The sequence below is a fragment of the Azonexus sp. genome (assembly GCF_049652925.1).
Lineage (GTDB): Bacteria > Pseudomonadota > Gammaproteobacteria > Burkholderiales > Rhodocyclaceae > Azonexus.
In genome coordinates this window covers 1-19,730 of the sequence record NZ_JBASFI010000028.1, presented here as the reverse complement: position 1 = coordinate 19,730, position 19,730 = coordinate 1, and the positions used below count along the sequence as shown (strand labels likewise).

At 55.8% G+C, this 19,730-nt stretch carries 21 protein-coding genes and 1 tRNA gene; 4 read left to right on the top strand and 18 right to left on the bottom strand.

The features are described 5' to 3' along the window. Positions 1-6 precede the first annotated feature (6 nt). The 4 genes from WBK19_RS15120 to motA all read right to left on the bottom strand — a co-directional run bounded on the left by WBK19_RS15120 (position 7) and on the right by motA (position 4,964). Positions 7-2,340 (bottom strand): chemotaxis protein CheW, encoded by a 2,334-nt coding sequence (locus WBK19_RS15120; RefSeq protein WP_511291127.1) that lies wholly within the window; start codon positions 2,338-2,340, stop codon positions 7-9. A gap of 87 nt (positions 2,341-2,427) precedes the next feature. Then, a complete protein-coding gene (locus tag WBK19_RS15115) occupies positions 2,428-2,793 on the bottom strand; it encodes a response regulator (protein ID WP_226497362.1) in 366 nt (121 codons plus the stop codon). A 338-nt stretch (positions 2,794-3,131) separates the two neighbouring features. Next, positions 3,132-4,079 carry a flagellar motor protein MotB gene (gene motB, locus WBK19_RS15110; RefSeq protein WP_511291125.1) on the bottom strand — a complete coding sequence of 316 codons (948 nt, stop codon included), beginning with the start codon at positions 4,077-4,079 and terminating at the stop codon, positions 3,132-3,134. Between the two features lie 27 nt (positions 4,080-4,106). Continuing rightward, positions 4,107-4,964, bottom strand: a complete 858-nt coding sequence (motA, locus tag WBK19_RS15105) for a flagellar motor stator protein MotA (RefSeq protein WP_494650157.1) — start codon at positions 4,962-4,964, stop codon at positions 4,107-4,109. Positions 4,965-5,149: 185 nt separating this feature from the next. On the opposite strand from motA, the gene WBK19_RS15100 reads away from it, so the two are divergent. After that, entirely contained in the window at positions 5,150-5,683 is a 534-nt protein-coding gene (locus tag WBK19_RS15100) for an NUDIX hydrolase (RefSeq protein ID WP_511291312.1), read from the top strand. 6 nt (positions 5,684-5,689) lie between these two features. Here the strand turns inward: WBK19_RS15100 and WBK19_RS15095 are convergent, their stop codons facing one another. The 12 genes from WBK19_RS15095 to WBK19_RS15040 form a co-directional block, all read right to left on the bottom strand. After that, complete coding sequence (locus WBK19_RS15095) at positions 5,690-6,343, bottom strand: energy transducer TonB (RefSeq protein ID WP_511291123.1); 654 nt, start codon at positions 6,341-6,343, stop codon at positions 5,690-5,692. A gap of 106 nt (positions 6,344-6,449) precedes the next feature. Continuing rightward, the gene (locus WBK19_RS15090; RefSeq protein ID WP_494650159.1) at positions 6,450-6,590 is read right to left on the bottom strand and encodes a DUF3149 domain-containing protein; all 141 of its coding nucleotides are present in this window, start codon (positions 6,588-6,590) and stop codon (positions 6,450-6,452) included. A 33-nt stretch (positions 6,591-6,623) separates the two neighbouring features. Then, the gene (locus tag WBK19_RS15085; protein ID WP_494650160.1) at positions 6,624-7,133 is read right to left on the bottom strand and encodes a FixH family protein; all 510 of its coding nucleotides are present in this window, start codon (positions 7,131-7,133) and stop codon (positions 6,624-6,626) included. Between the two features lie 13 nt (positions 7,134-7,146). Then, entirely contained in the window at positions 7,147-8,568 is a 1,422-nt protein-coding gene (gene ccoG / locus WBK19_RS15080; protein WP_511291310.1) for a cytochrome c oxidase accessory protein CcoG, read from the bottom strand. 130 nt (positions 8,569-8,698) lie between these two features. Continuing rightward, positions 8,699-9,598, bottom strand: coding sequence for a cytochrome-c oxidase, cbb3-type subunit III (ccoP, locus tag WBK19_RS15075; RefSeq protein WP_511291121.1), 900 nt, complete (start codon positions 9,596-9,598; stop codon positions 8,699-8,701). A gap of 15 nt (positions 9,599-9,613) precedes the next feature. Beyond that, positions 9,614-9,790 (bottom strand): cbb3-type cytochrome oxidase subunit 3, encoded by a 177-nt coding sequence (locus WBK19_RS15070; protein WP_511291119.1) that lies wholly within the window; start codon positions 9,788-9,790, stop codon positions 9,614-9,616. Between the two features lie 5 nt (positions 9,791-9,795). Continuing rightward, complete coding sequence (gene ccoO, locus WBK19_RS15065) at positions 9,796-10,437, bottom strand: cytochrome-c oxidase, cbb3-type subunit II (protein WP_511291308.1); 642 nt, start codon at positions 10,435-10,437, stop codon at positions 9,796-9,798. Positions 10,438-10,447: 10 nt separating this feature from the next. Beyond that, positions 10,448-11,872, bottom strand: a complete 1,425-nt coding sequence (ccoN, locus tag WBK19_RS15060) for a cytochrome-c oxidase, cbb3-type subunit I (protein ID WP_511291117.1) — start codon at positions 11,870-11,872, stop codon at positions 10,448-10,450. A 290-nt stretch (positions 11,873-12,162) separates the two neighbouring features. Next, positions 12,163-12,354, bottom strand: coding sequence for a cbb3-type cytochrome oxidase assembly protein CcoS (ccoS, locus tag WBK19_RS15055; RefSeq protein WP_511291115.1), 192 nt, complete (start codon positions 12,352-12,354; stop codon positions 12,163-12,165). Further along, on the bottom strand, positions 12,354-14,792 hold the full coding sequence (locus WBK19_RS15050; RefSeq protein ID WP_511291113.1) for a heavy metal translocating P-type ATPase: 2,439 nt from the start codon (positions 14,790-14,792) through the stop codon (positions 12,354-12,356). Before WBK19_RS15050 ends, ccoS begins: the two co-directional genes overlap by 1 nt. A gap of 55 nt (positions 14,793-14,847) precedes the next feature. Then, positions 14,848-15,615 carry a 3-hydroxyacyl-CoA dehydrogenase gene (locus WBK19_RS15045; protein ID WP_511291111.1) on the bottom strand — a complete coding sequence of 256 codons (768 nt, stop codon included), beginning with the start codon at positions 15,613-15,615 and terminating at the stop codon, positions 14,848-14,850. Positions 15,616-15,768: 153 nt separating this feature from the next. After that, a complete protein-coding gene (locus WBK19_RS15040; RefSeq protein ID WP_511291316.1) occupies positions 15,769-15,897 on the bottom strand; it encodes a hypothetical protein in 129 nt (42 codons plus the stop codon). Here WBK19_RS15040 and WBK19_RS15035 point away from each other — a divergent pair. Beyond that, positions 15,854-16,750: a GGDEF domain-containing protein gene (locus tag WBK19_RS15035; protein WP_511291306.1), complete on the top strand. Its 897-nt coding sequence runs from the start codon at positions 15,854-15,856 to the stop codon at positions 16,748-16,750. The genes WBK19_RS15040 and WBK19_RS15035 overlap by 44 nt on opposite strands. A 50-nt stretch (positions 16,751-16,800) precedes the next feature. Here WBK19_RS15035 and WBK19_RS15030 read toward each other — a convergent pair. After that, a tRNA-Thr gene (locus tag WBK19_RS15030) sits at positions 16,801-16,876 on the bottom strand. Between the two features lie 158 nt (positions 16,877-17,034). Here WBK19_RS15030 and murJ point away from each other — a divergent pair. Together murJ and WBK19_RS15020 are read left to right on the top strand one after the other, a co-directional pair. Beyond that, positions 17,035-18,582, top strand: coding sequence for a murein biosynthesis integral membrane protein MurJ (gene murJ / locus WBK19_RS15025; RefSeq protein WP_511291109.1), 1,548 nt, complete (start codon positions 17,035-17,037; stop codon positions 18,580-18,582). 15 nt (positions 18,583-18,597) lie between these two features. After that, on the top strand, positions 18,598-19,227 hold the full coding sequence (locus tag WBK19_RS15020) for a YbhB/YbcL family Raf kinase inhibitor-like protein (protein ID WP_511291107.1): 630 nt from the start codon (positions 18,598-18,600) through the stop codon (positions 19,225-19,227). A 93-nt stretch (positions 19,228-19,320) separates the two neighbouring features. Here WBK19_RS15020 and WBK19_RS15015 read toward each other — a convergent pair. Next, positions 19,321-19,730, bottom strand: a 410-nt coding sequence (locus WBK19_RS15015; protein ID WP_511291105.1) for a YybH family protein, incomplete at its 5' end; no start/stop codon positions are given.

The following is a 19,730-nucleotide window of genomic DNA, read 5'->3' as shown; positions in this document are numbered from 1 at the left end:
CAACCGTCAGCCGACTTTTTGCAGGCTTGTCTTCGCCATTCCGGCGATGGCCGACACATCAAGAATGAGCGCCACATGGCCATCGCCCATGATGGTCGCACCGGAAATCCCCTGCACGCGGCGATAGTTCGCCTCCAGACTCTTGATGACAACCTGATGCTGGCCCACCAAGGCATCGACAAACAATGCCGCCTTGATTCCATCCGCATCAACAACGACCATGATGCCTTGCGTGAAGTTATTCGAGCACGACTTGATATTGAATAACTCGTGCAGTACTACCACGGGCAAATACTCACCGCGAACCTGAATCACCCGAGCCTGATTGGATAACGTCTTGATATCGCCGGCTTGTGGCTGGAACGACTCCACCACATAGGAAAGCGGCAAAATGTAGGTCTGGTCTCCGACGGCAATCGACATTCCATCAAGAATGGCCAGCGTCAGCGGCAAACGAACCGTCATCCGCGTCCCCACTCCCAACATGGATTCGATCTCGACACGCCCGCCCATCGACTGAATATTGCGGCGGACGACATCCATACCCACCCCTCGCCCGGACACATCGGTGACCTGATCGGCCGTCGAAAAACCAGCCTCGAAAATCAGAAGGAAAACCTCCTGATCCGTCATCTGATCGGAAACAGGCAATCCGCGCTCACGGGCCTTGGCCAATATCTTGTTGCGAGGCAACCCAGCGCCATCGTCACCCACCTCAATGACGATGTTGCCCCCCTGGTGATATGCCTTCAAGGTGATTGTCCCAACCGGACTCTTACCAGCAGCAATCCGCGTATCGGGTAATTCGATGCCGTGATCTAGGCTATTTCGAATGAGATGAGTCAAAGGATCGGCAATTCGCTCAATCAGCCCCTTGTCGAGCTCAGTTGTTTCACCGGACGTCTTCAACTCGACCTGCTTGCCCAGCTTGGCGGAAAGGTCACGGACAACACGAGGAAACCGTGAAAAAACGAAGGATATCTGCATCATCCGGATGGACATCACTGATTCCTGTAAATCACGGGTATTTCGCTCCAGTTGCGCCAATCCATTTACCAGGCGCTCTGGGGCACTTTCCTGCATCTGTGCCGTCGTCTGCAGCAACATTGCCTGCGTGATAACCAGTTCGCCAACCAGATTGATCAACTGATCCACTTTTTCGATGCTGACACGAATGGAAGAGTCACTAGCAGTAGCAGCGGGGGCCAGCTTGGCAGTCCGGCCATGCAATTCGTCAGCCTTCTTCTCTGCCGGTTTCTGCGCAACAGGGTTTGGTACCGTGGAGGACGATACCGGTGAAGGGGAGGCAAGAACGGGAGTAAGGGGTTCGAAGAAGCCAAACCCGTCGCCCACCTCAGCTACCGGCTGTACCGCCACTTGATTCGGTAGCGGGGTGAAAAACCCGTAGCCATCGCCATCGTCACTTACTCCGGTTTCGACAACAGACAGACTCTCTCCAGCCGAGGGAAGCGGATCGAAAAACCCATATGAGTCATCCTCGTCCTCAACAACAGGCCTGCCTGATGCGACGGATGGTGCACTATCGAGCGGCTCAAAAAAACCATAGCTCTGGTCCTCATCTGGCGCCCCCGGAGAATTGCCGAAAAAACCGAAAGCCCCATCGTGATCATCAACGACAGACTCCTCTACTACCCGCCACGCACCATTTTCCGCAATAAAGTCAATCTGATCCGAAAAGTCATCCTGCCCCGCTTCAGTTAGAAACCGAAGTTGCCAATATCCGACATTGTTCATATCCGAGGCTGGCTGACTCAGTATTTCCAAAGTCCCCAGGGAGCGTAGCGCTTCGAGTAAATTGGCGACACCATCACCCTTGGCCGAGACTTCCGTCGGCACAAACTGGATATCGAAAGCACGCGTACCAACAGGTTTTTCTTGCGTTATGGCCGCACCAGCGCGCCCCGTTGCCGACTGCGGCGCGGCAGCAGGCGTGTCAGCAGACAACTGGCGCAGACGAGCGCATATCGATGCAACCGAGGTTGGATCGACCTCACCTCGCCCCTGATGGACTTCAAGCATTTCGCGCAGGAGGTCACCAGATTCCAGAAAGGCATCGACCATATCAGCTCGCAATCCCAGCTCATGCTTGCGAATACGGTCCAGCAGGTTCTCCAGGATATGTGTGGTTTCGGCAAGATCGGTGAAACCGAAGGTGCCTGCGCTCCCCTTGATGGAGTGTGCGGCGCGAAAAATCGCATTAAGTTGCTCTGAATCCGGATTTTCAATATCCAGTTCAAGCAACAGCCCTTCCATCGCTGCCAAATGCTCTGCCGATTCCTCAAAAAAAACCTGGTAGAACTGACTCATGTCGATAGTCATGCCACCCCCTGATCTCGGCACCCCGTATGCCGGAGACCGAAAATTGACTGCAAAAGACCCGCCCTGTTACAGGTCCGCCGGCTTCACTTAGCCGATCACCTTGCGTACGACTTCGATCAGTTTTTGGGGGTCGAAAGGCTTGACCAGCCAACCGGTAGCGCCGGCTGCGCGGCCTTGCGATTTCATCGCATCCGACGACTCGGTTGTCAGCATCAAAATGGGGGTCGACGCATACTGGGGCATTCCCCGAAGACTCTTGATCAACGTCAGCCCATCCATGCGCGGCATATTCTGGTCAGTCAGCACCAGATTGATGCTCTTGGTCTTGGCTTTGTCGAGGCCATCCTGCCCATCGACAGCTTCGACCACGTCGTAACCAGCACTCTTCAGGGTAAAGGACACCATCTGACGGATGGATGCGGAATCGTCAACTGCAAGAATGGTTTTTGCCATTTTTTCCTCGATATAAGTCTGAACAACTCAAGCTCCTTACTGACGGAGCCTGTTTGACTAGCTGATTATTGCCCACTTTTTGCGAAGCAGCACTGATTTTTTGCGAAATATGCCCAAAACACCAACCAATAATCCCAAAAAGAAGCACCAATGCTTTCCCTGAGATCGCGCTGTTTTGCAAAAAATCATCTGTTTCTTGTTGTCCACACCTTCGCCTGTCGCTCTGTTCGCTTCTTGACCACATCGCTCATACTGGAGACGACCACTCCAGCCAGCTCAAACGGAGCTTTCCGCGACAGCACATTCATGCCAACCACTTGGCACGACGGAGTTGCATGTCATCCAGAGGTACCTTTCCCGCCCATTGGCAGCTTTAATCCTTCTGGAAGCAGCTCCTCCCCCCCCGCCTCAGACTCAGGCCCTTCTTCCTGCAAAATAGCCATTTCCGTTTTGCGGTTCAGGACAACGATGCTGATTCTCCGGTTAACCGAGTTCAGAGGATCATTCTTGTCGAAAAGGACAGTCGAAGAGAGTCCAACGACACGCAAGACCTTGCTATCGTCCATACCGCCGATAACCAACTCGCGCCGCGATGCATTCGCCCGGTTTGCAGACAGTTCCCAGTTTGAGAAACCCTTTTCACCACCTGAAAATTGAGATGCATCAGTATGCCCAGCCAGACTGATCCGGTTCGTAACACCATTCAGTGCCTTGCCAATCTGGCGCAGAATATCCCGGGTATAGGGTTTGAGGTCGGCGCTACTGGAATCAAACATCGGGCGGTTTTGCTCATCTACAATCTGGATGCGCAAACCCTCTGACGTTATATCAAGGAGCATCTGTTTCTTGAATTGCGCCAACTGCGGGCTTTGCTCAATCATTTTTTCGATGTCAGCCTTTAAGCTCTCCAGGCGCTCCTGCTCCTTTCGACGAAACTCCGCCTGAGCCTCTTTGGAAAAGGAGGTTGATTTTTTGGCCTCGACATCACCGCGCTTGACCTGCCCGGATTGACGCGTCAAATCCTTGCCGCCCCCCTGAAGCACACTGGTGGCATCGCCCGAACCACTGCCCCCCTGGCTGGAGACCTTCAGCGGGTTCTGAAAAAAATCGGCAATGCCCTGTAGATCTCCCTTGGCAGTGGAACCAAGCAACCACATCAAAAGGAAGAAGGCCATCATCGCCGTTACGAAGTCGGCATAGGCGATCTTCCAGGCACCGCCGTGCGCGCCCCCCGCAACAACCTTCTTGCGCTTGATGATTATGGGGCGTGTGGAATCGTCGCTCATCGTATTTAATTAATGCCTGGCGACAGGCTATTTACCTTTGCGAGCCTTCAGTTCTTCCTCAAGCTCCGTGAAACTGGGACGCTCGTGCGACCCCAATGTCTTCCGCCCGAACTCGATGGCTACCTGTGGTGCATAACCGGACATGGAAGCCAAAAGAACCATTTTGATGGTCTTGTAGATAGTGGCTCCTTCATTGGCTTTTTGTTCCAGAAGCTTGGCTACCGGCTCAACGAAACCGTAGGAAATAAGGATACCAAGGAAGGTTCCGACCAGCGCTCCACCGATCATCTTGCCGAGAACAGCCGGGGGGCTACCGACCGAGCCCATCACATTCACGACGCCCATCACGGCCACTACGATACCGAAGGCAGGCACGGCACCGGCGATGCTTGACACGACATGACCCGGCTCAGCAGCCTCGTGGTGATGCGTTTCCAGCTCGACGTCCATCAAGCTCTCGATTTCGACGGTATTCAGGTTACCGCCAACCATCATCCGTAGGTAGTCGCAGGTAAACTCCATCACGTGATGGTCGTGCACCAGATTCGGATATTTGCTGAAGATCGGGCTGGCTTCGGGATTTTCGATGTCACCTTCGATGGACATCAAGCCCTCCTTGCGCACTTTGCCTAGAATCTCAAAAAGCATGGCCAAGGCATCGACATAAAACGCCTTGTTGTATTTTGATCCCTTGAGAATGCCAGGGACGGCGCCGACCGTCGCCTTGATGATCTTGATATCGTTTGCTGCGACGAAATACCCGATCGTCAAGCCGATAATCGCCACATATTCAGTCGGCACCCAAAGGGCGAGGAGACTCCCATGCAGTGCATACGTTCCCAGCGCCGAAGCCAGAATGATGACGTAACCAACAATCAGAAACATGCAAAGCCCCCTGTCGCGCCAGCTAGAACCAGCGCAGATCCGCCCAGTAATTGGTTTTCGCTATTGTAGCCACTTGAATTGCCCGAGTGCAAAGAAAGAGAGGGCCGACCCAAGTCGATCTTCGGCTTTACGAGAAGACCCAGTGGTAAACTCAGGCACATTGCCAAGCTGACCCACGCCCCATGATCCAATACTGTAACCATTGTGGCGCGAATGTGACTTTTACCGTTCCGCCGGGAGACTCGCTACCGCGACACGTCTGCAATGCGTGCGGCCACATCCACTATGAAAATCCCCGCCTGGTGGTCGGTTGCGTCGCTGAATGGGAGGATCGAATCCTTCTGTGTCGCCGAGCCATCGAGCCGCGACACGGATTTTGGACGCTTCCGGCCGGCTTTATGGAAAATGGCGAAACCACCTCGCAGGCAGCAGTTCGTGAAACCCATGAGGAGGCAGGTGCAAGAATATTGATCGATGCACCGTTCGCCATGATCAGCATCGCACATATCAATCAGGTCCATTTGTTCTATCGCGGCCGCATGACCGACCCGCATTTTGCCGCTGGCGAGGAGAGCCTTGAGGTCTGCCTGTGCCATCCAGAACAGATACCCTGGAGTGAGTTGGCCTTTCGTAGCGTCAGCTTATGTCTTGAGCACTACCTCGCCGACCGCGCGACGGGGACCTACGGCTTTCATGAGACGGAGCTTCCCGCAGCTTAAGCGTCTTCAATCGGCAAGTCGATACTCCACCGGCAGGGAAATACTCAGATTCCTGCCACGCATGCCTTCCGGCATGACTGCCAGACTCACCGCCTGCTCAACCATTTCAAGCGCCTGCTGATCCAGAACTCCATGGCCCGATGAGCGATCTAACGAGACAGTCGGATTCCCCATGCCAATCGCCATGACAACAGAGACATGGACGACGCCCTCCCATCCATTGTCCCGGGCCAGCGATGGATAAACCTTGAATTGGCGAGCGCTACGGGCAACATTCAAGCGATATTGCCCGAGTTCCTCAACTGTGGTCGACTGCGGCTTTGAGGATTCGATGCCATGTGCGCGATCAAATTCAGCGTTTCCCGAATTTGCTCCTTCCACGGTCGACCGGAAAAAACGGCCAATATTCAAATCCGCCGTTTTAACTTCGGACGCTACCCCGGATTTCCTAACGGTCATTTCAGGCTTCACCTTGGGAACTCCCTGTATCGACATTTTGGGAGAAGCCAATTCATGCATATCGCGTGAACCAATACGCATTTCCAAGGCGCTCACAGCGCGCCCTGAAGCGGCTGGCAGGGCAAATACGTCGAGGCGACCTGCCGAAAGCAAGGACACAAGATGCAAAAAAACCGAAATGAGCAAGGCGCGAATCAGCATGCCTCAGTTTCACCGCTCTCCACGCAAAAAACAAACCCCCGATCGGCCAGCCGATCGGGGGTTCAGGAGCCTCACCGCTCAATGAGCGATGGGATCAGTAGCAATATTACTTGCCGGCCTTGCGGGTATCTTCTTCCATCTTGTTGGCGTACATCTTGCCCATCACCACACCGATGACCAGAACGCCGACGATGACCGCAAAGCTCATCAGACCAAAATCGCTGCTAAACAAAAGTTCCCACGCCATATGTCACCTCCCAGTAACAATTAAAAAAACCAACTACTTTCCCGCTCGCGCCGTCAGGCGCAACGGTTCCAACGAATCAGCCTGCCACTCGCCCTGAAGGCGCCATTTAGCAGCAGGATCCTCAATCGATACTAGCCAACGACCTGAAATATCCGCGACAAGCATGCCACTGTAAAAGCCCGGTCCTTCCATAGTCATCTTAATCAACTGATCCTGCCCGGCACGGGTTGGATGTGCCAGTTTCAGAACAATTTCAGACGGCAACCCGGCATCGCTATCGGCGCGTAGCAGGAGTCGCAAATTAGCCCCTGAACGCATTACATCGCCCTGCAACCCAAGGCTGCCCGCCTGATGGTCACGTTGCAGACTCTGGTTCACTGCAAGCCCTTGCTTGTAGTAGTCATCAGTTACCAGACCATCGTTGCTCACAACAGCCAGCCATAGCGTAATAAAGCCGGCAACAATGACGATACCCGGCCCAGCCATTAAGAACCAAGGCCAGCGCTGCTTGTACCAAGGAGGATTGTCATTGCTCAATGTCATTGAATTACTCATGTCAGGGCATCAGGAATGAGGCTTTTTCGTGAACCGCAATCTTGTCGTGGTTCTGGGCCTGGATATCAAAATAAATGGTGTTCGCGCCTTTTTTTCCGGACTCCGGAGGGACACGAACGACGATGGTCACTTCATGGTTCTCTGCACTGGCAACCTCAACAATACGATCACCAACAATTTCCACCCCTTCCAGACCCTCGACGGACAACGCGTAGCGCTTGGGTTCCTCAGTGGTGTTCATGATTTTCAGGTTATAGACGTTTTCGATACGTCCATCATCTGCCTCTCTGGCCAATAGAGAGCGGTCACGAATAACATCAACCTTCAGCGGCACACGAACAGCCAAGGACCAAATAGCCGCAATGGTGATAGCCGTCAAAATCACCGTATAAAGAATGATCCGCGGGCGAACCAAATGCGCGATCACCTCCTTGGGGGTGAAATGCTTCGCCAGTGCATTTTCTGTAGTATAGCGGATAAGCCCTCGGGGCAAACCCAGCTTGTCCATTACCGGGTCACAGGCATCGATGCAAGCACCACAACCAATACATTCGTATTGCTGCCCCTTGCGAATATCAATACCCGTCGGGCAAACCACCACGCACAATCCGCAATCCACACAATCGCCAAGGCCTGACTCGCTGGCATCCACAGCCTTCTTGCGAGCACCGCGCGGCTCCCCCCGCTCCGGATCGTACGTAATGATCAACGTGTCGGGATCAAACATAACCCCCTGAAAACGCGCATAGGGGCACATGTACTTGCAGACTTGTTCACGGAGAAAGCCCGCCTGCATATAGCAGAAGCCGCCATAGAAGAAAGTCCAGAAAAGTTCCCACCCGGAAAAATCAAACGGAAGCGCCGCCAGCAGTTCACTCACAGGGGTGAAATACGCCACCAGCGTAAATCCAGTCCACAGCGAGATCAGCAACCAAATTGCGTGCTTCACCGCCTTTAGACGGAACTTTCTGGCCGTCATCGGCCCTTTGTCCAACTTCATGCGGGCCGAACGATCCCCTTCGATCCTGTTTTCGATCCACATGAATATTTCGGTATACACGGTCTGGGGACAGGCATATCCACAGAATAGCCGCCCTGCAATCGCTGTAAACAAGAACAAGGCATAGGCCGAAACAATTAGTAGCAGCGCAAGGTAGAAGACATCCTGAGGCCACAAAACCAAGCCAAACAAATAGAATTTTCGTTCAACCAAATGGAGCAGCACGGCCTGACGACCATTCCACTCAAGCCACGGCACACAATAGAAAAGTATCTGGGTGACCCCGACCAGAATCCAGCGCCAGTTGTTCCACCACCCCTTGACGTCACGGATATAGACCTTTTTGTGCTTCTCGTAAAAAGACACTTCCACCTTAGGATCGGCAGATTTGGCGTGGGGACTATTGCTAGAAGGTTCCGTCATGGTCTTATCCGTATCTAAATTGCGCTGAACACGCATTGTTCGGCGCTCTTTCAACGCAATTTAGATACAAATCAGGGTTTTCAAATGCAGAAATAAAAACGGGGCGGCCAAGCCGCCCCGTTTATGCCAATTACTTGGCGCCTTGGCTAAGGCTAATCACGTAAGCTGACAGCAGATGCACCTTGGCGTCGCCCAGGAATTCCTTCCAGGCCGGCATCTGATTCTGACGACCCTTGGTGATCGTTTCGGTGATGGTCGCTTCAGAAGAACCATACAACCAGATCTTGTCGGTCAAGTTGGGGGCACCAACAGCAGCCATACCTGTGGCTTCCATACCGTGACAACCAACGCAACCGGCGGAGGTAAAGGCTTCCTTGCCCTTGGCTGCACGGACGGAGTCATTCGGCAGACCAGACAACGAACGGACGTAGTTGGCCAGATCCTTGATGCTATCTGCACCCAACTGCTCATGCGGAGGCATGACGCCCATACGACCATTGGAAATGGTTTCCTTGATCTGTTCCGGCTCTCCACCATATTGCCAGTCGGCGTCGGTCAGATTCGGGAAGCCCTTGGCACCACGCGCATCAGCACCGTGACACTGCATACAGTAGGTCAGGTACAGACGCTTGCCCATTTCCATGGCTTGCTTGTCGCCAGCCACAGCCTTGACATCCATGGCCATGAACTTGTCAAACAAAGGCTTGACCGTCGCATCCATCTTGTCTACTTCGGCCTTATGCTGGCCACCGGACGTCCAGCCCAGCATACCCTTGTTGTTACCCAGGCCCGGATACAGCGCAAGATAGACAAAGGCGAAGACCACCGTGATGATGAACATCCAGCTCCACCACTTGGGCATCGGATTGTTGTACTCCTCCAATGTTTCATCCCAAACGTGCCCCATCGTCTTGCCTGGCGTGAAGGTCGCTTTGCCCTGCATGTAGAGAAGAATTGCGCAGGCGAGAATACTACCCACCACAATCACAATCACGTACATGTTCCAAAATTCGCTAACGAAATCGCTCATTTGCTTTCCTTTTTTTCAGCGGGGGTGCGACGGCGTTGACGCCGCACCCTGATCATCATGCTCCGCGAACGGCAAGTTGGCAGCTTCCTCAAACCCCTTTTTGCTACCCCTGCCGTAGGCCCACCCCACAATACCGAGGAAGCAAAGCAACCCGACAACTGTGGTTATGGAACGCAGATCGTTGATGTCCATGGCTATTACTTTACGTTCTTCAGTGCCGTACCCATGCCCTGCAGGTAGGCAATCAGGACATCAAGTTCGGTCTTGTCACCGATGGCAGCCTTGGCACCCTTGATCTCTTCATCCGTATAGGTGGGGATACCGCGCACATTGGCGAATCCACGCATAACCTGCATCTTCTTCTCGATGTCAGCACCAACCGAATCCTTGGCCTTGGTGTTCGCCAGGAAGGCAAAGGCCGGCATGTTGGATTCAGGCACCACATCACGAGGATTCATCAGGTGAGCACGCTGCCACTCGTCAGAGTAGCGACCGCCAACACGGTGAATATCCGGGCCTGTACGTTTGGAGCCCCACTGGAACGGGTGATCATAAACGTACTCGCCGGCAACAGAATAGTGACCATAACGCTCAGTTTCGGCACGGAACGGACGAATCATCTGCGAGTGACAAAGAAAACAACCCTCGCGAAGATAAACGTCACGGCCAGCCAGACGAACAGCGTCGTAAGGCTTGACACCCTCAACCGGAGTCGTGGTCGACTTCTGGAAGAACAGCGGAACGATTTCGAGCAGACCACCCCAAATCACGGTAAGCAACGTCAGCACAATCAGCAGGACTACGCTTTTTTCAATTTGCTCATGCTTTAGCATTGTTATCTCTCCCTAATCAGGCGTGATGACCGGCCGGAGCGATCACCGGCATGTCCTGTGTCTTGCCACCAGCCATGGTCTTGAACATGTTGTAAGCCATGATCAGCATACCTGACAGGAACAGGACACCGCCCAACCAACGGATCGCCCAGAACGGATAGGACCCCTTGACGGACTCAACGAAGCTGTAAGCCAGCGTACCGTCGGCATTGACAGCGCGCCACATCAAACCTTGCATCACACCTGAGATCCAGGTTGAAGCAATGTAAAGCACGGTACCAATGGTGGCGATCCAGAAGTGGGTCGTCATCAGCTTGGTGCTATACATCTCGGACTTGCCAAAAAGCTTCGGCAGCAGGTAGTAAATTGAACCGATGGAAACCATGGCCACCCAGCCGAGAGCGCCCGAGTGGACGTGACCGACAGTCCAGTCCGTGTAGTGCGACAGCGCATTGACCGTCTTGATCGACATCATCGGGCCTTCGAACGTGGACATACCGTAGAACGACAGCGACGTGATCAGGAACTTCAGGATAGGATCGTCGCGCAGCTTATGCCAGGCACCCGACAGGGTCATGATGCCGTTGATCATGCCACCCCAAGACGGAGCCAGCAGAATGAGCGAGAAGACCATACCAACGGACTGCGTCCAGTCAGGCAGCGCGGTGTAATGCAGATGGTGCGGGCCCGCCCACATGTACGTAAAGATCAGCGCCCAGAAGTGGACCACGGACAAACGATAGGAGTAAACCGGGCGACCAGCTTGTTTCGGCACGAAGTAGTACATCATGCCAAGGAAGCCTGCTGTCAGGAAGAAGCCCACAGCATTGTGACCATACCACCACTGGATCATGGCATCCTGAACACCAGCATAGGCGGAATAGGACTTGGTCAGCGTAACCGGCACAGCAGCACTGTTAACCAGATGCAATAGCGCAACAGCGATGATGAACGCACCGAAGAACCAGTTCGCCACATAAATATGGGAAACGGTGCGCTTGCCGATGGTACCGAAGAAAACAATTGCATATGAAACCCAGACCAGCGTGATCAGGATATCGATCGGCCACTCCAACTCGGCATACTCCTTACCTTGGGTGAAACCCAAGGGCAAAGAAATAGCAGCGAGCAGAATGACAAGTTGCCAGCCCCAGAAAGTAAATGGAACCAGCGGACCGCCCCACAAGCGGGCGTGTGACGTGCGTTGAACACACCAGTAAGACGTTGCAAACAGGGCGCAACCACCAAACGCAAAAATTACTGCGTTGGTATGCAACGGGCGCAAACGACCAAAGTGCAGGAAGCCAATATTCAGCTCCGGCCAGACCAACTGCGCAGCAATGATGACACCAACCAGCATGCCAACAATGCCCCAAATAACAGTCATGACAGCGAATTGCCGTACGACTTTATCGTTATATGTGGTTTTCGTTCCAGACATGAACCCACCTCTCGTAAAGAAAAAACGGAATGCCCACCTCCCTTAACCCAAGGGGGCACATGGAAAGCGATGTTATTCTAGTTCAGGGGCGGTGTTTTGACCTAGATCAACCTACCTATTATCTAAGGCAGATAGTCCGAAATATCTAGGCGCAGTAGCGGATCCCCGGGCGTGGACAAAAAAAGGGTGCGTCGTAACGCACCCCAACCCCAACAGAGAACCGCAGTGAAGCTTCCACTTCACAATGCAGATATTTTGCCAAGTGTTAGCACCTCTAGCGTTGACACAGGTCAAACATTGTCTCGTTTGGTGGGTTCCTTGGCATCGTCGAGTGGCTTTGGCTGATCCTCATCCATCAAAACACGAAAACCAGGCCCCTCGAGGTCATCGAATTGCCCGCTCCGCACCGACCACCAAAACGCAATGGCAATCCCGAAGACAAGGATGACCGACACCGGAATAAGCAGATACACACTTTCCATCAATCTGTCTCCACGCGCTGAATGCGCAGTGAATTGAGGACGACCAGCAACGAGCTGGCCGACATACCGATGCCGGCGATCCACGGGGTTACATACCCGGTAATAGCCAATGGCAAGGCAACAAAATTGTACGCGAAGGACCACCAAAGATTCTGGTGAATTACTTGCAGGGTTTTCCGGGCACGCCGCAGGCCGTGACGCAAATGATCCAGATTTTCGGAGAGCAGGATGAAATCAGACTGAGTCCTTGCCAGTTGCGCCCCCCCTCCCATGGCGACCGACACCTGCGCCTGAGCCAGCACCGGCGCGTCATTGACGCCATCGCCAAGCATGGCGACGATGGCGCCTTCAGCCTGGAGCCCGGTGACACAATCGTGCTTCCCCTGCGGGGTAACACCGGCACGAACGTCTGTGATACCTAGCTTGCCGGCAACCAGATGCGCCACGGCAGGTGCATCCCCCGTCAAAAGAATGACTTTTTTCCCGGCACCACGAAGTTCGGAAATCAACGCAGCCGACTCCAGGCGCAATTCGTCACCGATCCGAAACAGCGCAAGGCAGCCGGTTTGATCAGCGAGAGCGACAACCGTATCACCGCTTTCCAGCCAGCCGGCTGCAGCGTCCGGCAGTTTGCCATCGCTCAGGGCCAGCGCGTAACCAGGGCGGCCGATACGGCAACGGCGGCCGGCAACGAGGGCTTCGATACCCTGCCCGGGCTCGCTGAACACTGCCGACGTTTCAGGCAACTCATCCCCTGCAGCCAGACGGAGCGCAGTGGCCACCGGGTGTTCAGAGGCGTGCTCAAGGGCCGCCGCCATGGCAAGACACGCTTCCCGGCTCTCGCCGGCGGTTGGAAAAACATCTACCAGATGCATCCGTCCTGTCGTTAACGTACCCGTTTTATCGAAGACGAAATGGGTTGCCCGAGCCAGCGTTTCAATGGCGTGCCCACGCGTGACCAGCAAGCCGTCCTTGGCCAGTGCCCCGGCCGACACCGTCAGCGCGATCGGTGTCGCCAGCGAAAGGGCGCACGGGCATGTGACGACGAGCACCGAAACGGTAATCCACAACGCTTTCGATGGATCGACGATATACCAGCCGACGGCGACCAGAATCGCCACAGCAAGGAGCACCGCGACGAAATAGCTGGCGATGCGGTCGGCCAGCACGACGATTTTCGGTTTTTCCGCTGCCGCCCGCTCCATCAACTGGATGATTGCTGACAGGCGCGTTCCGTCGCCTACCTGCTCAACCTGCACGACCAGGGGACTTTCGGCATTGATCGACCCACCGGTCACCGCCTCGCCGGGCGACTTCGGCACCGGTTTGCTTTCACCTGTCAGCAACGCCTCGTTGGCGCAACTGATGCCTTCGATTACCCGGCCGTCCGCCGGCACAATTTCTCCGGCCCGAACCATGAGGTAGTCGCCCGGGCGCAAATCGGCGACAACACATTGCTCAGTGTTACGGTCGACCGGAAATTTCGGCATTTTTTGAGCAAAGGCCGGCAGCAGGCGGGCCAGCGCCTCAGTGACGCTGACAGCCTTCTGGCGCGCCGTCATTTCCAGATAGCGACCACCAAGCAGGAAGAAGATGAACATCGTGACCGAATCGAAGTAGACCTCGCCGACCTGCGTAAATGTTGCCCAGCAACTGGCAATGAAAGCCGCGCCGACACCGAGCGCCACCGGCACATCCATGCCGACACGACGCAGCTTGATATCGCGCCAGGCGTTGCGAAAGAACGGCGCCGAGGAATAAAAGATGACCGGCATGGTCAGCAGCATGCTGGCCCAGCGCATCAGGCTTTCGATGTCCGGCGCCATATCGCCGTCGGCAATATAAACCGGGTAGGCATACATCATTACCTGCATCATGCCGAAGCCGGCAACCCACAGGCGCCACATGGCTTCACGCCGTTCCTTGCGGGAAATTTCCTCGTTTTTGGCCGCATCGTACGGGTAGGCGCGATAACCGATGGCAGCGATGGCGCTGAGGATATCCGAGAGCTTGATACGGGTTTCATCCCAGCGGACGCGAGCCCGGCGGGTCGTGTAGTTGATATTGACCGCCGTCACGCCTGGCAATCGGCCAACATGCTGCTCGTTCAGCCAGATGCAGGCGGAACAGGTGATGCCCTCAAGCAGCAGCGACGCCTCGCGCTCGTTTTGGCCAAGCTCCTTGACGAAGCTTTTCTGGAATTCGGCGTGATCGTACATGACCAGTTGTTCGAGAATCGCCGGCATGGCTTCGCGTGGCGACTCGGGCATCGCATCGCGGCTTCGGTAATAGTCGGCCAGCCCATTATCGACAATCGATTGCGCCACGGCCTGGCAGCCGAAACAGCACATGGCCCGCGGCTGGCTGTCTATTTTCACCGACAGATCAATATCGTCGGGAATCGGCAGGCCACAGTGATAGCAGGAAGCGGGGGGCATCAAATAAAAAGGCACCGAAGTGCCTTTTGGGTCAAGGACGGAGCCGAAGTATAGTTTATTTGACGCCCATCCGGATGGCGCCATCCAGCCGGATGACTTCACCATTCAGGTACGCATTCTCGGCGATGTGCCGAACCAGCGCCGCGTACTCGGCCGGTTTGCCCATGCGTGTCGGGAACGGCACCATTTTATTCAGCGAGTCCTGCACCTCGGGCGGCATGCCGAGCAGCATCGGCGTTTCCATGATGCCAGGGGCGATGGTCATGCAACGGATGCCGCTGCGTGCCAACTCACGAGCGACCGGCAGGGTCAGCGCCACGATGCCACCCTTCGAGGCCGCGTAGGCCGCCTGCCCAAGCTGACCTTCATAGGCGGCAACGGAGGCGGTATTGATGATCACGCCGCGTTCGCCACCACCATCCGGCTCGTGTTTCATCATTGCATCAGCTGCCAAGCGGATCATGTTGAAGGTACCAACCAGATTGATATTGATGACCTTGGCAAAACTCTCCAGCCGATGCGGCCCTTCTTTGCCGAGCACCTTCTCGGCCGGCGCGACACCGGCGCAGTTCACCAGGCCATGCAGTGCGCCAAATTTGGAAATCGCCGTATTTATCGCGTTGACCGCGGAAGTCTCGTTGGCCACATCAGTTTCGACAAAACAGGTGTTTGCGCCCAGTTCAGCCGCCATCTTTTCGCCCGCCTGACGATTCAGGTCAACCAACACCACTTTCGCCCCGGCTTCCACCAAAGCACACGCCGTCGCCACGCCCAGCCCGGAACCCGCGCCGGTTACCAGAAATACTTTGTCCTGAATTTGCATCGCAACCATCTCCTGAATATTTGTCATTTTCCAGACGGTACCGTATGGAAAGAAGGCACATATTACTCCTCGATGTGACGATCGAAAATGCCTTCACTTTCGATCTCGGCATTGCGCAGTGCTATGATCAATAAGTATCCAGACCTATCAAGGCTAACCGATCATGTCCGAGCAGATCGCACCCGACAGAAACAGGCCGACCGTACTCGTCATCGACCCCTCGGCCAGCAACAGGGCATTGATCTGCGAGTGCCTTCGCCAATTGCCGGAGGTCCGAACCATGGCCACCGGTGACGGCGAAACAGCGCTGCAGATATTCCGCGAAGCCTGGCCCAGCCTGGTGCTGCTCGACACCACCCAGCAAGACACCAACGGCATCGAGTTGACACGAAAAATCCGCGCCTGGGAACTAAGCAGAATTGAGACGGGAATTTCACCATGGACGCCGATCGTCTTCCTCTCCTCGGTCGCCGATGAAGACACGCTCGCCCGGGGAATCCTGGCCGGCGGCGACGATTTCCTGTCCAAGCCAGTCTCGGAAGTCGTGCTGCTGGCCAAAGTACGCGCCATGTTGCGGATTTCAACCCGCCAAAAGGAAATCTGCGAGGTACATCGGCAGCTCAAGGAAATTGCCATTCTCGACGGCCTGACCGGCATACCCAATAGACGCCACTTCGATGACACCCTGGCGGTTGAGTGGAAGCGCTGCATCCGCAATGACACCCCGCTCAGCATCGTCCTCAGCGATGTCGACTTCTTCAAGCAGTTCAATGACATCTATGGCCACCAGGCCGGCGACTTCTGCCTGAAAGCGGTGGCCAGTTCGCTCAGCGAATCGCTGTTTCGTGTCGAAGACACCGTCGCCCGCTACGGCGGCGAAGAGTTCGTTGCCATTCTGCCCGGGACAGACGCCACCGGTGCCTATGCAGTAGCCGAACGCATGCGTCAATCAGCCCGCGACCTATGCATCCCGCACGAACGCGGCATCGATGGCCGTGTCTCGTGCAGCTTCGGCGTCGCCAGCACGCACCCAAGTGCGGACAAAGCGCCGCATCAATTGGTCAAAACGGCCGATTCCTGTCTGTACGCCGCCAAGAATGCCGGCCGCAATCGGGTAACGCTCAGTCTCGAGTAAATAGCATCACCGGAAATGAAAAAGCCCACACGAGGTGGGCTAAATCAAGATGGTGCCGCTTGCCGGAATCGAACTGGCGACCTTTTCATTACGAATGAACTGCTCTACCAACTGAGCTAAAGCGGCAAACCAAGGCCGCGAATTCTACAGTAGCTGATCCATACGGGCAACAAGGCGCATTCGGAATCCCCCACTTTGGCATCTGGAAATCCATCTTGGATGCCTATTACGGCCTTCATGGCAGCACAGCGTAGAATCACGCTTTTCAGCGACACCCACATCAAATGAATCTGCTACGCGCGCTGGCCACGGTCAGTGGCATGACCCTGCTCTCAAGAATTCTCGGCTTCGCGCGTGACTTCGTCATTGCCCGCACTTTCGGCGCAGGGATGGCCACCGACGCTTTTTTTGTCGCCTTCAAGCTGCCCAATCTGCTCCGCCGGATGTTTGCCGAAGGTGCCTTCTCCCAGGCCTTCGTGCCCATCCTTGGTGAATACAAGAACAAAGGCAGCGAAGAAGACACCCGTACGCTGGTCGACCATGTCGCCAGCCTGCTGTCGATGGCGCTGTTTGCGGTCACAGCCATCGGCATTGCAACGGCCCCGATACTGGTCTGGGTATCGGCGCCCGGTTTTTCCGCCGATGCCGGCAAGTTCGAGCTGACAGTGACGCTGACGCGCATCACCTTCCCGTACATTTTCTTCATGTCGCTCGTCGCGCTGTCGGGCGGCATTCTCAATAGCTGGAGCCGTTTCGCGCTGCCGGCCTTCACGCCCGTTCTGCTCAACCTTGCCTTTATCGGCATGGCGCTGTTTGCCGCGCCCTATTTCGATCCGCCGGTGCTGGTGCTGGGCTGGGCGGTTTTTCTTGGCGGATTGCTGCAATTAGCGATCCAGATTCCCGCCCTGAAAAAAATCGCCATGCTGCCCCGCCCATCCCTGAACTGGCGGGCTGCATGGGCCGATCCTGGGGTTCGCCGGATCACGAAACTGATGGCACCGGCCATGATCGGCGTTTCGGTGTCGCAGATCAGTCTGCTCATCAACACCATATTTGCCTCGTTCCTGCAATCCGGCAGCGTGTCCTGGCTTTATTACGCCGACCGCCTCATGGAATTTCCTTCCGGCATGCTCGGCGCCACGCTGGGAACGATCCTGCTCCCCTCTTTGTCCCGCTACCATGCCAGCAACAACCCCGTTGAGTATTCGCGACTGCTCGACTGGGGCTTGCGCCTGACCTTATTGCTTGCCGCCCCGGCTGCCCTGGCGCTGGCCATCCTGGCCGTCCCGCTGATCTCGGCCCTGTTCTATCACGGCGCCTTTTCGGCTGACGACGTCTTCCGTACCCGCGAAGCCCTGGTTGCCTACACCGTCGGGCTAACCGGCATGATTCTCGTCAAGGTGCTGGCCCCCGGCTTTTACGCCCGCCAGAACATCCGGACGCCGGTACGCATAGCGCTGATCTCGCTGGCCGCCACACAAATCATGAACCTGGCCTTTGTCGGCTGGCTGGCGCATGCTGGCCTGGCCCTGTCAATCGGTCTGGCAGCCTGCCTGAATGCACTGATGCTTTATCGCGGCCTGCGCCGCCTGGAAATCTACCAGCCACAGGCAGGGTGGCTGATTTTCAGCACCAAGTTGCTGCTGGCATTGATCGTCATGGGCGCCGCCCTGTGGTTTGGCATGGGGCAGGAAACAAGCTGGTTGCAAAGGAGCTTCGTCGACCGGACAATCCATTTGTCTTGGCTGGTGCCACTTGGTGTCGCCACCTATTTCGTCACACTATGGATTCTTGGCTTCCGCCTGAGTGACTTCAAACGCCAGGCGGCGTAATCAGAAGAGGTAACGATGAAACTGACCAGCACCAGCTTTTCGGATGGGCAAACGATTCCGGGTGAGTTTTCCTTTTGCACCCCTGACCCGGCCCATCATGTCTGCCTCGGCAAAAACGTCAATCCCCAACTGGCGTGGAGCGAAGCCCCTACGGAAACCAAATCCTTCGTCGTCATTTGTCACGATCCGGATGTACCTAGCCAAGGCGACGACGTCAACCAGGAAGGTCGAACCGTTCCCGCCGCCCTGCCCCGCGTCGATTTCTTCCACTGGGTTCTGATTGACCTGCCAGCTACGGTCAACACGATTGCCGAAGGCGAATTCAGCCGCGAAGTCACGCCGCGCGGCAAACCTGGCATTCAGGCGGCGCAAGACAGCCGGCAAGGCATCAACAACTACACCGACTGGTTCGCCAACGACCACGACATGAGCGGTGATTACTACGGCTACGACGGCCCCTGCCCGCCGTGGAACGACGAGATCATCCATCACTACATCTTCACGGTGTTTGCGCTGGATGTAGAAAAGCTGCCGCTCGATGGCAAGTTCGGCGGGCCGGAAGTCCGTGCTGCCATGCAGGGCCACATTCTGGCCGAAGCAAACCTGACCGGAACGTATACGCTGAACGCAAGCCTGCTGGCCTGATTTCAACGCCCCCACAAAAGCCAAAGGCCATGCATCCGCATGGCCTTTGGCCTTTCAGGCTGGCCGGTTTCTGCCGGCCGGGCCAGGCAGGCCTTACTTCACCAGTCCCTTGCAGCCGCCCACGGTGTTGCCGTTGCACGGAATCGACGTCTCCCGGTTGATCAGCCACTTGCCGTTCACCTTGATCATCTCCAGGGTCTTCTGCGTCGTGTCGTTGTAGCCCTTCGACTGGTAGATCTGACGGAATTCGGCGAAGGCGCGGTCGTTGCCGTCCATCCGAACTTTCATGTCCTGGATATCAACATTGATGTCACCGCGAGCCGAGATGCGGCCTCGGCGCAGTTGCGCCCAGTCTTCGCGGGTCAGGCCGCCGTCGGGGGTGAAGGTCGGGGCGTAGAAGGCGCTGTAGGCGGCGTAGTCTCTGGCTGACCAGGCGGCTGCCCAGGATTTGACCTGGGACTGGATGCCGGCTTCGGGGCCGAGGGCGACGGGTGCGGCGGCAA

Excerpts from the sequence above, each read along its gene's own strand:
- ccoN (WP_511291117.1), bottom strand. The coding sequence starts at position 11,872 with ATGTCTGGAACGAAAACCACATATAACGATAAAGTCGTACGGCAATTC.
- motB (WP_511291125.1), bottom strand. The coding sequence starts at position 4,079 with ATGAGCGACGATTCCACACGCCCCATAATCATCAAGCGCAAGAAGGTT.
- WBK19_RS15095 (WP_511291123.1), bottom strand. The coding sequence starts at position 6,343 with ATGCTGATTCGCGCCTTGCTCATTTCGGTTTTTTTGCATCTTGTGTCC.
- ccoP (WP_511291121.1), bottom strand. The coding sequence starts at position 9,598 with ATGAGCGATTTCGTTAGCGAATTTTGGAACATGTACGTGATTGTGATT.
- WBK19_RS15050 (WP_511291113.1), bottom strand. The coding sequence starts at position 14,792 with ATGCCCCCCGCTTCCTGCTATCACTGTGGCCTGCCGATTCCCGACGAT.
- WBK19_RS15040 (WP_511291316.1), bottom strand. The coding sequence starts at position 15,897 with ATGGTTCGGACCTCCGGCAATTGGCGAAGGCACTCGCAGATCAATGCC.
- WBK19_RS15090 (WP_494650159.1), bottom strand. The coding sequence starts at position 6,590 with ATGGCGTGGGAACTTTTGTTTAGCAGCGATTTTGGTCTGATGAGCTTT.
- WBK19_RS15020 (WP_511291107.1), top strand. The coding sequence starts at position 18,598 with ATGAAACTGACCAGCACCAGCTTTTCGGATGGGCAAACGATTCCGGGT.
- WBK19_RS15115 (WP_226497362.1), bottom strand. The coding sequence starts at position 2,793 with ATGGCAAAAACCATTCTTGCAGTTGACGATTCCGCATCCATCCGTCAG.
- WBK19_RS15045 (WP_511291111.1), bottom strand. The coding sequence starts at position 15,615 with ATGCAAATTCAGGACAAAGTATTTCTGGTAACCGGCGCGGGTTCCGGG.
- WBK19_RS15120 (WP_511291127.1), bottom strand. The coding sequence starts at position 2,340 with ATGACTATCGACATGAGTCAGTTCTACCAGGTTTTTTTTGAGGAATCG.
- ccoS (WP_511291115.1), bottom strand. The coding sequence starts at position 12,354 with ATGGAAAGTGTGTATCTGCTTATTCCGGTGTCGGTCATCCTTGTCTTC.
- ccoG (WP_511291310.1), bottom strand. The coding sequence starts at position 8,568 with ATGACGGAACCTTCTAGCAATAGTCCCCACGCCAAATCTGCCGATCCT.
- WBK19_RS15070 (WP_511291119.1), bottom strand. The coding sequence starts at position 9,790 with ATGGACATCAACGATCTGCGTTCCATAACCACAGTTGTCGGGTTGCTT.
- murJ (WP_511291109.1), top strand. The coding sequence starts at position 17,035 with ATGAATCTGCTACGCGCGCTGGCCACGGTCAGTGGCATGACCCTGCTC.
- motA (WP_494650157.1), bottom strand. The coding sequence starts at position 4,964 with ATGTTTCTGATTGTTGGTTACGTCATCATTCTGGCTTCGGCGCTGGGA.
- WBK19_RS15085 (WP_494650160.1), bottom strand. The coding sequence starts at position 7,133 with ATGACATTGAGCAATGACAATCCTCCTTGGTACAAGCAGCGCTGGCCT.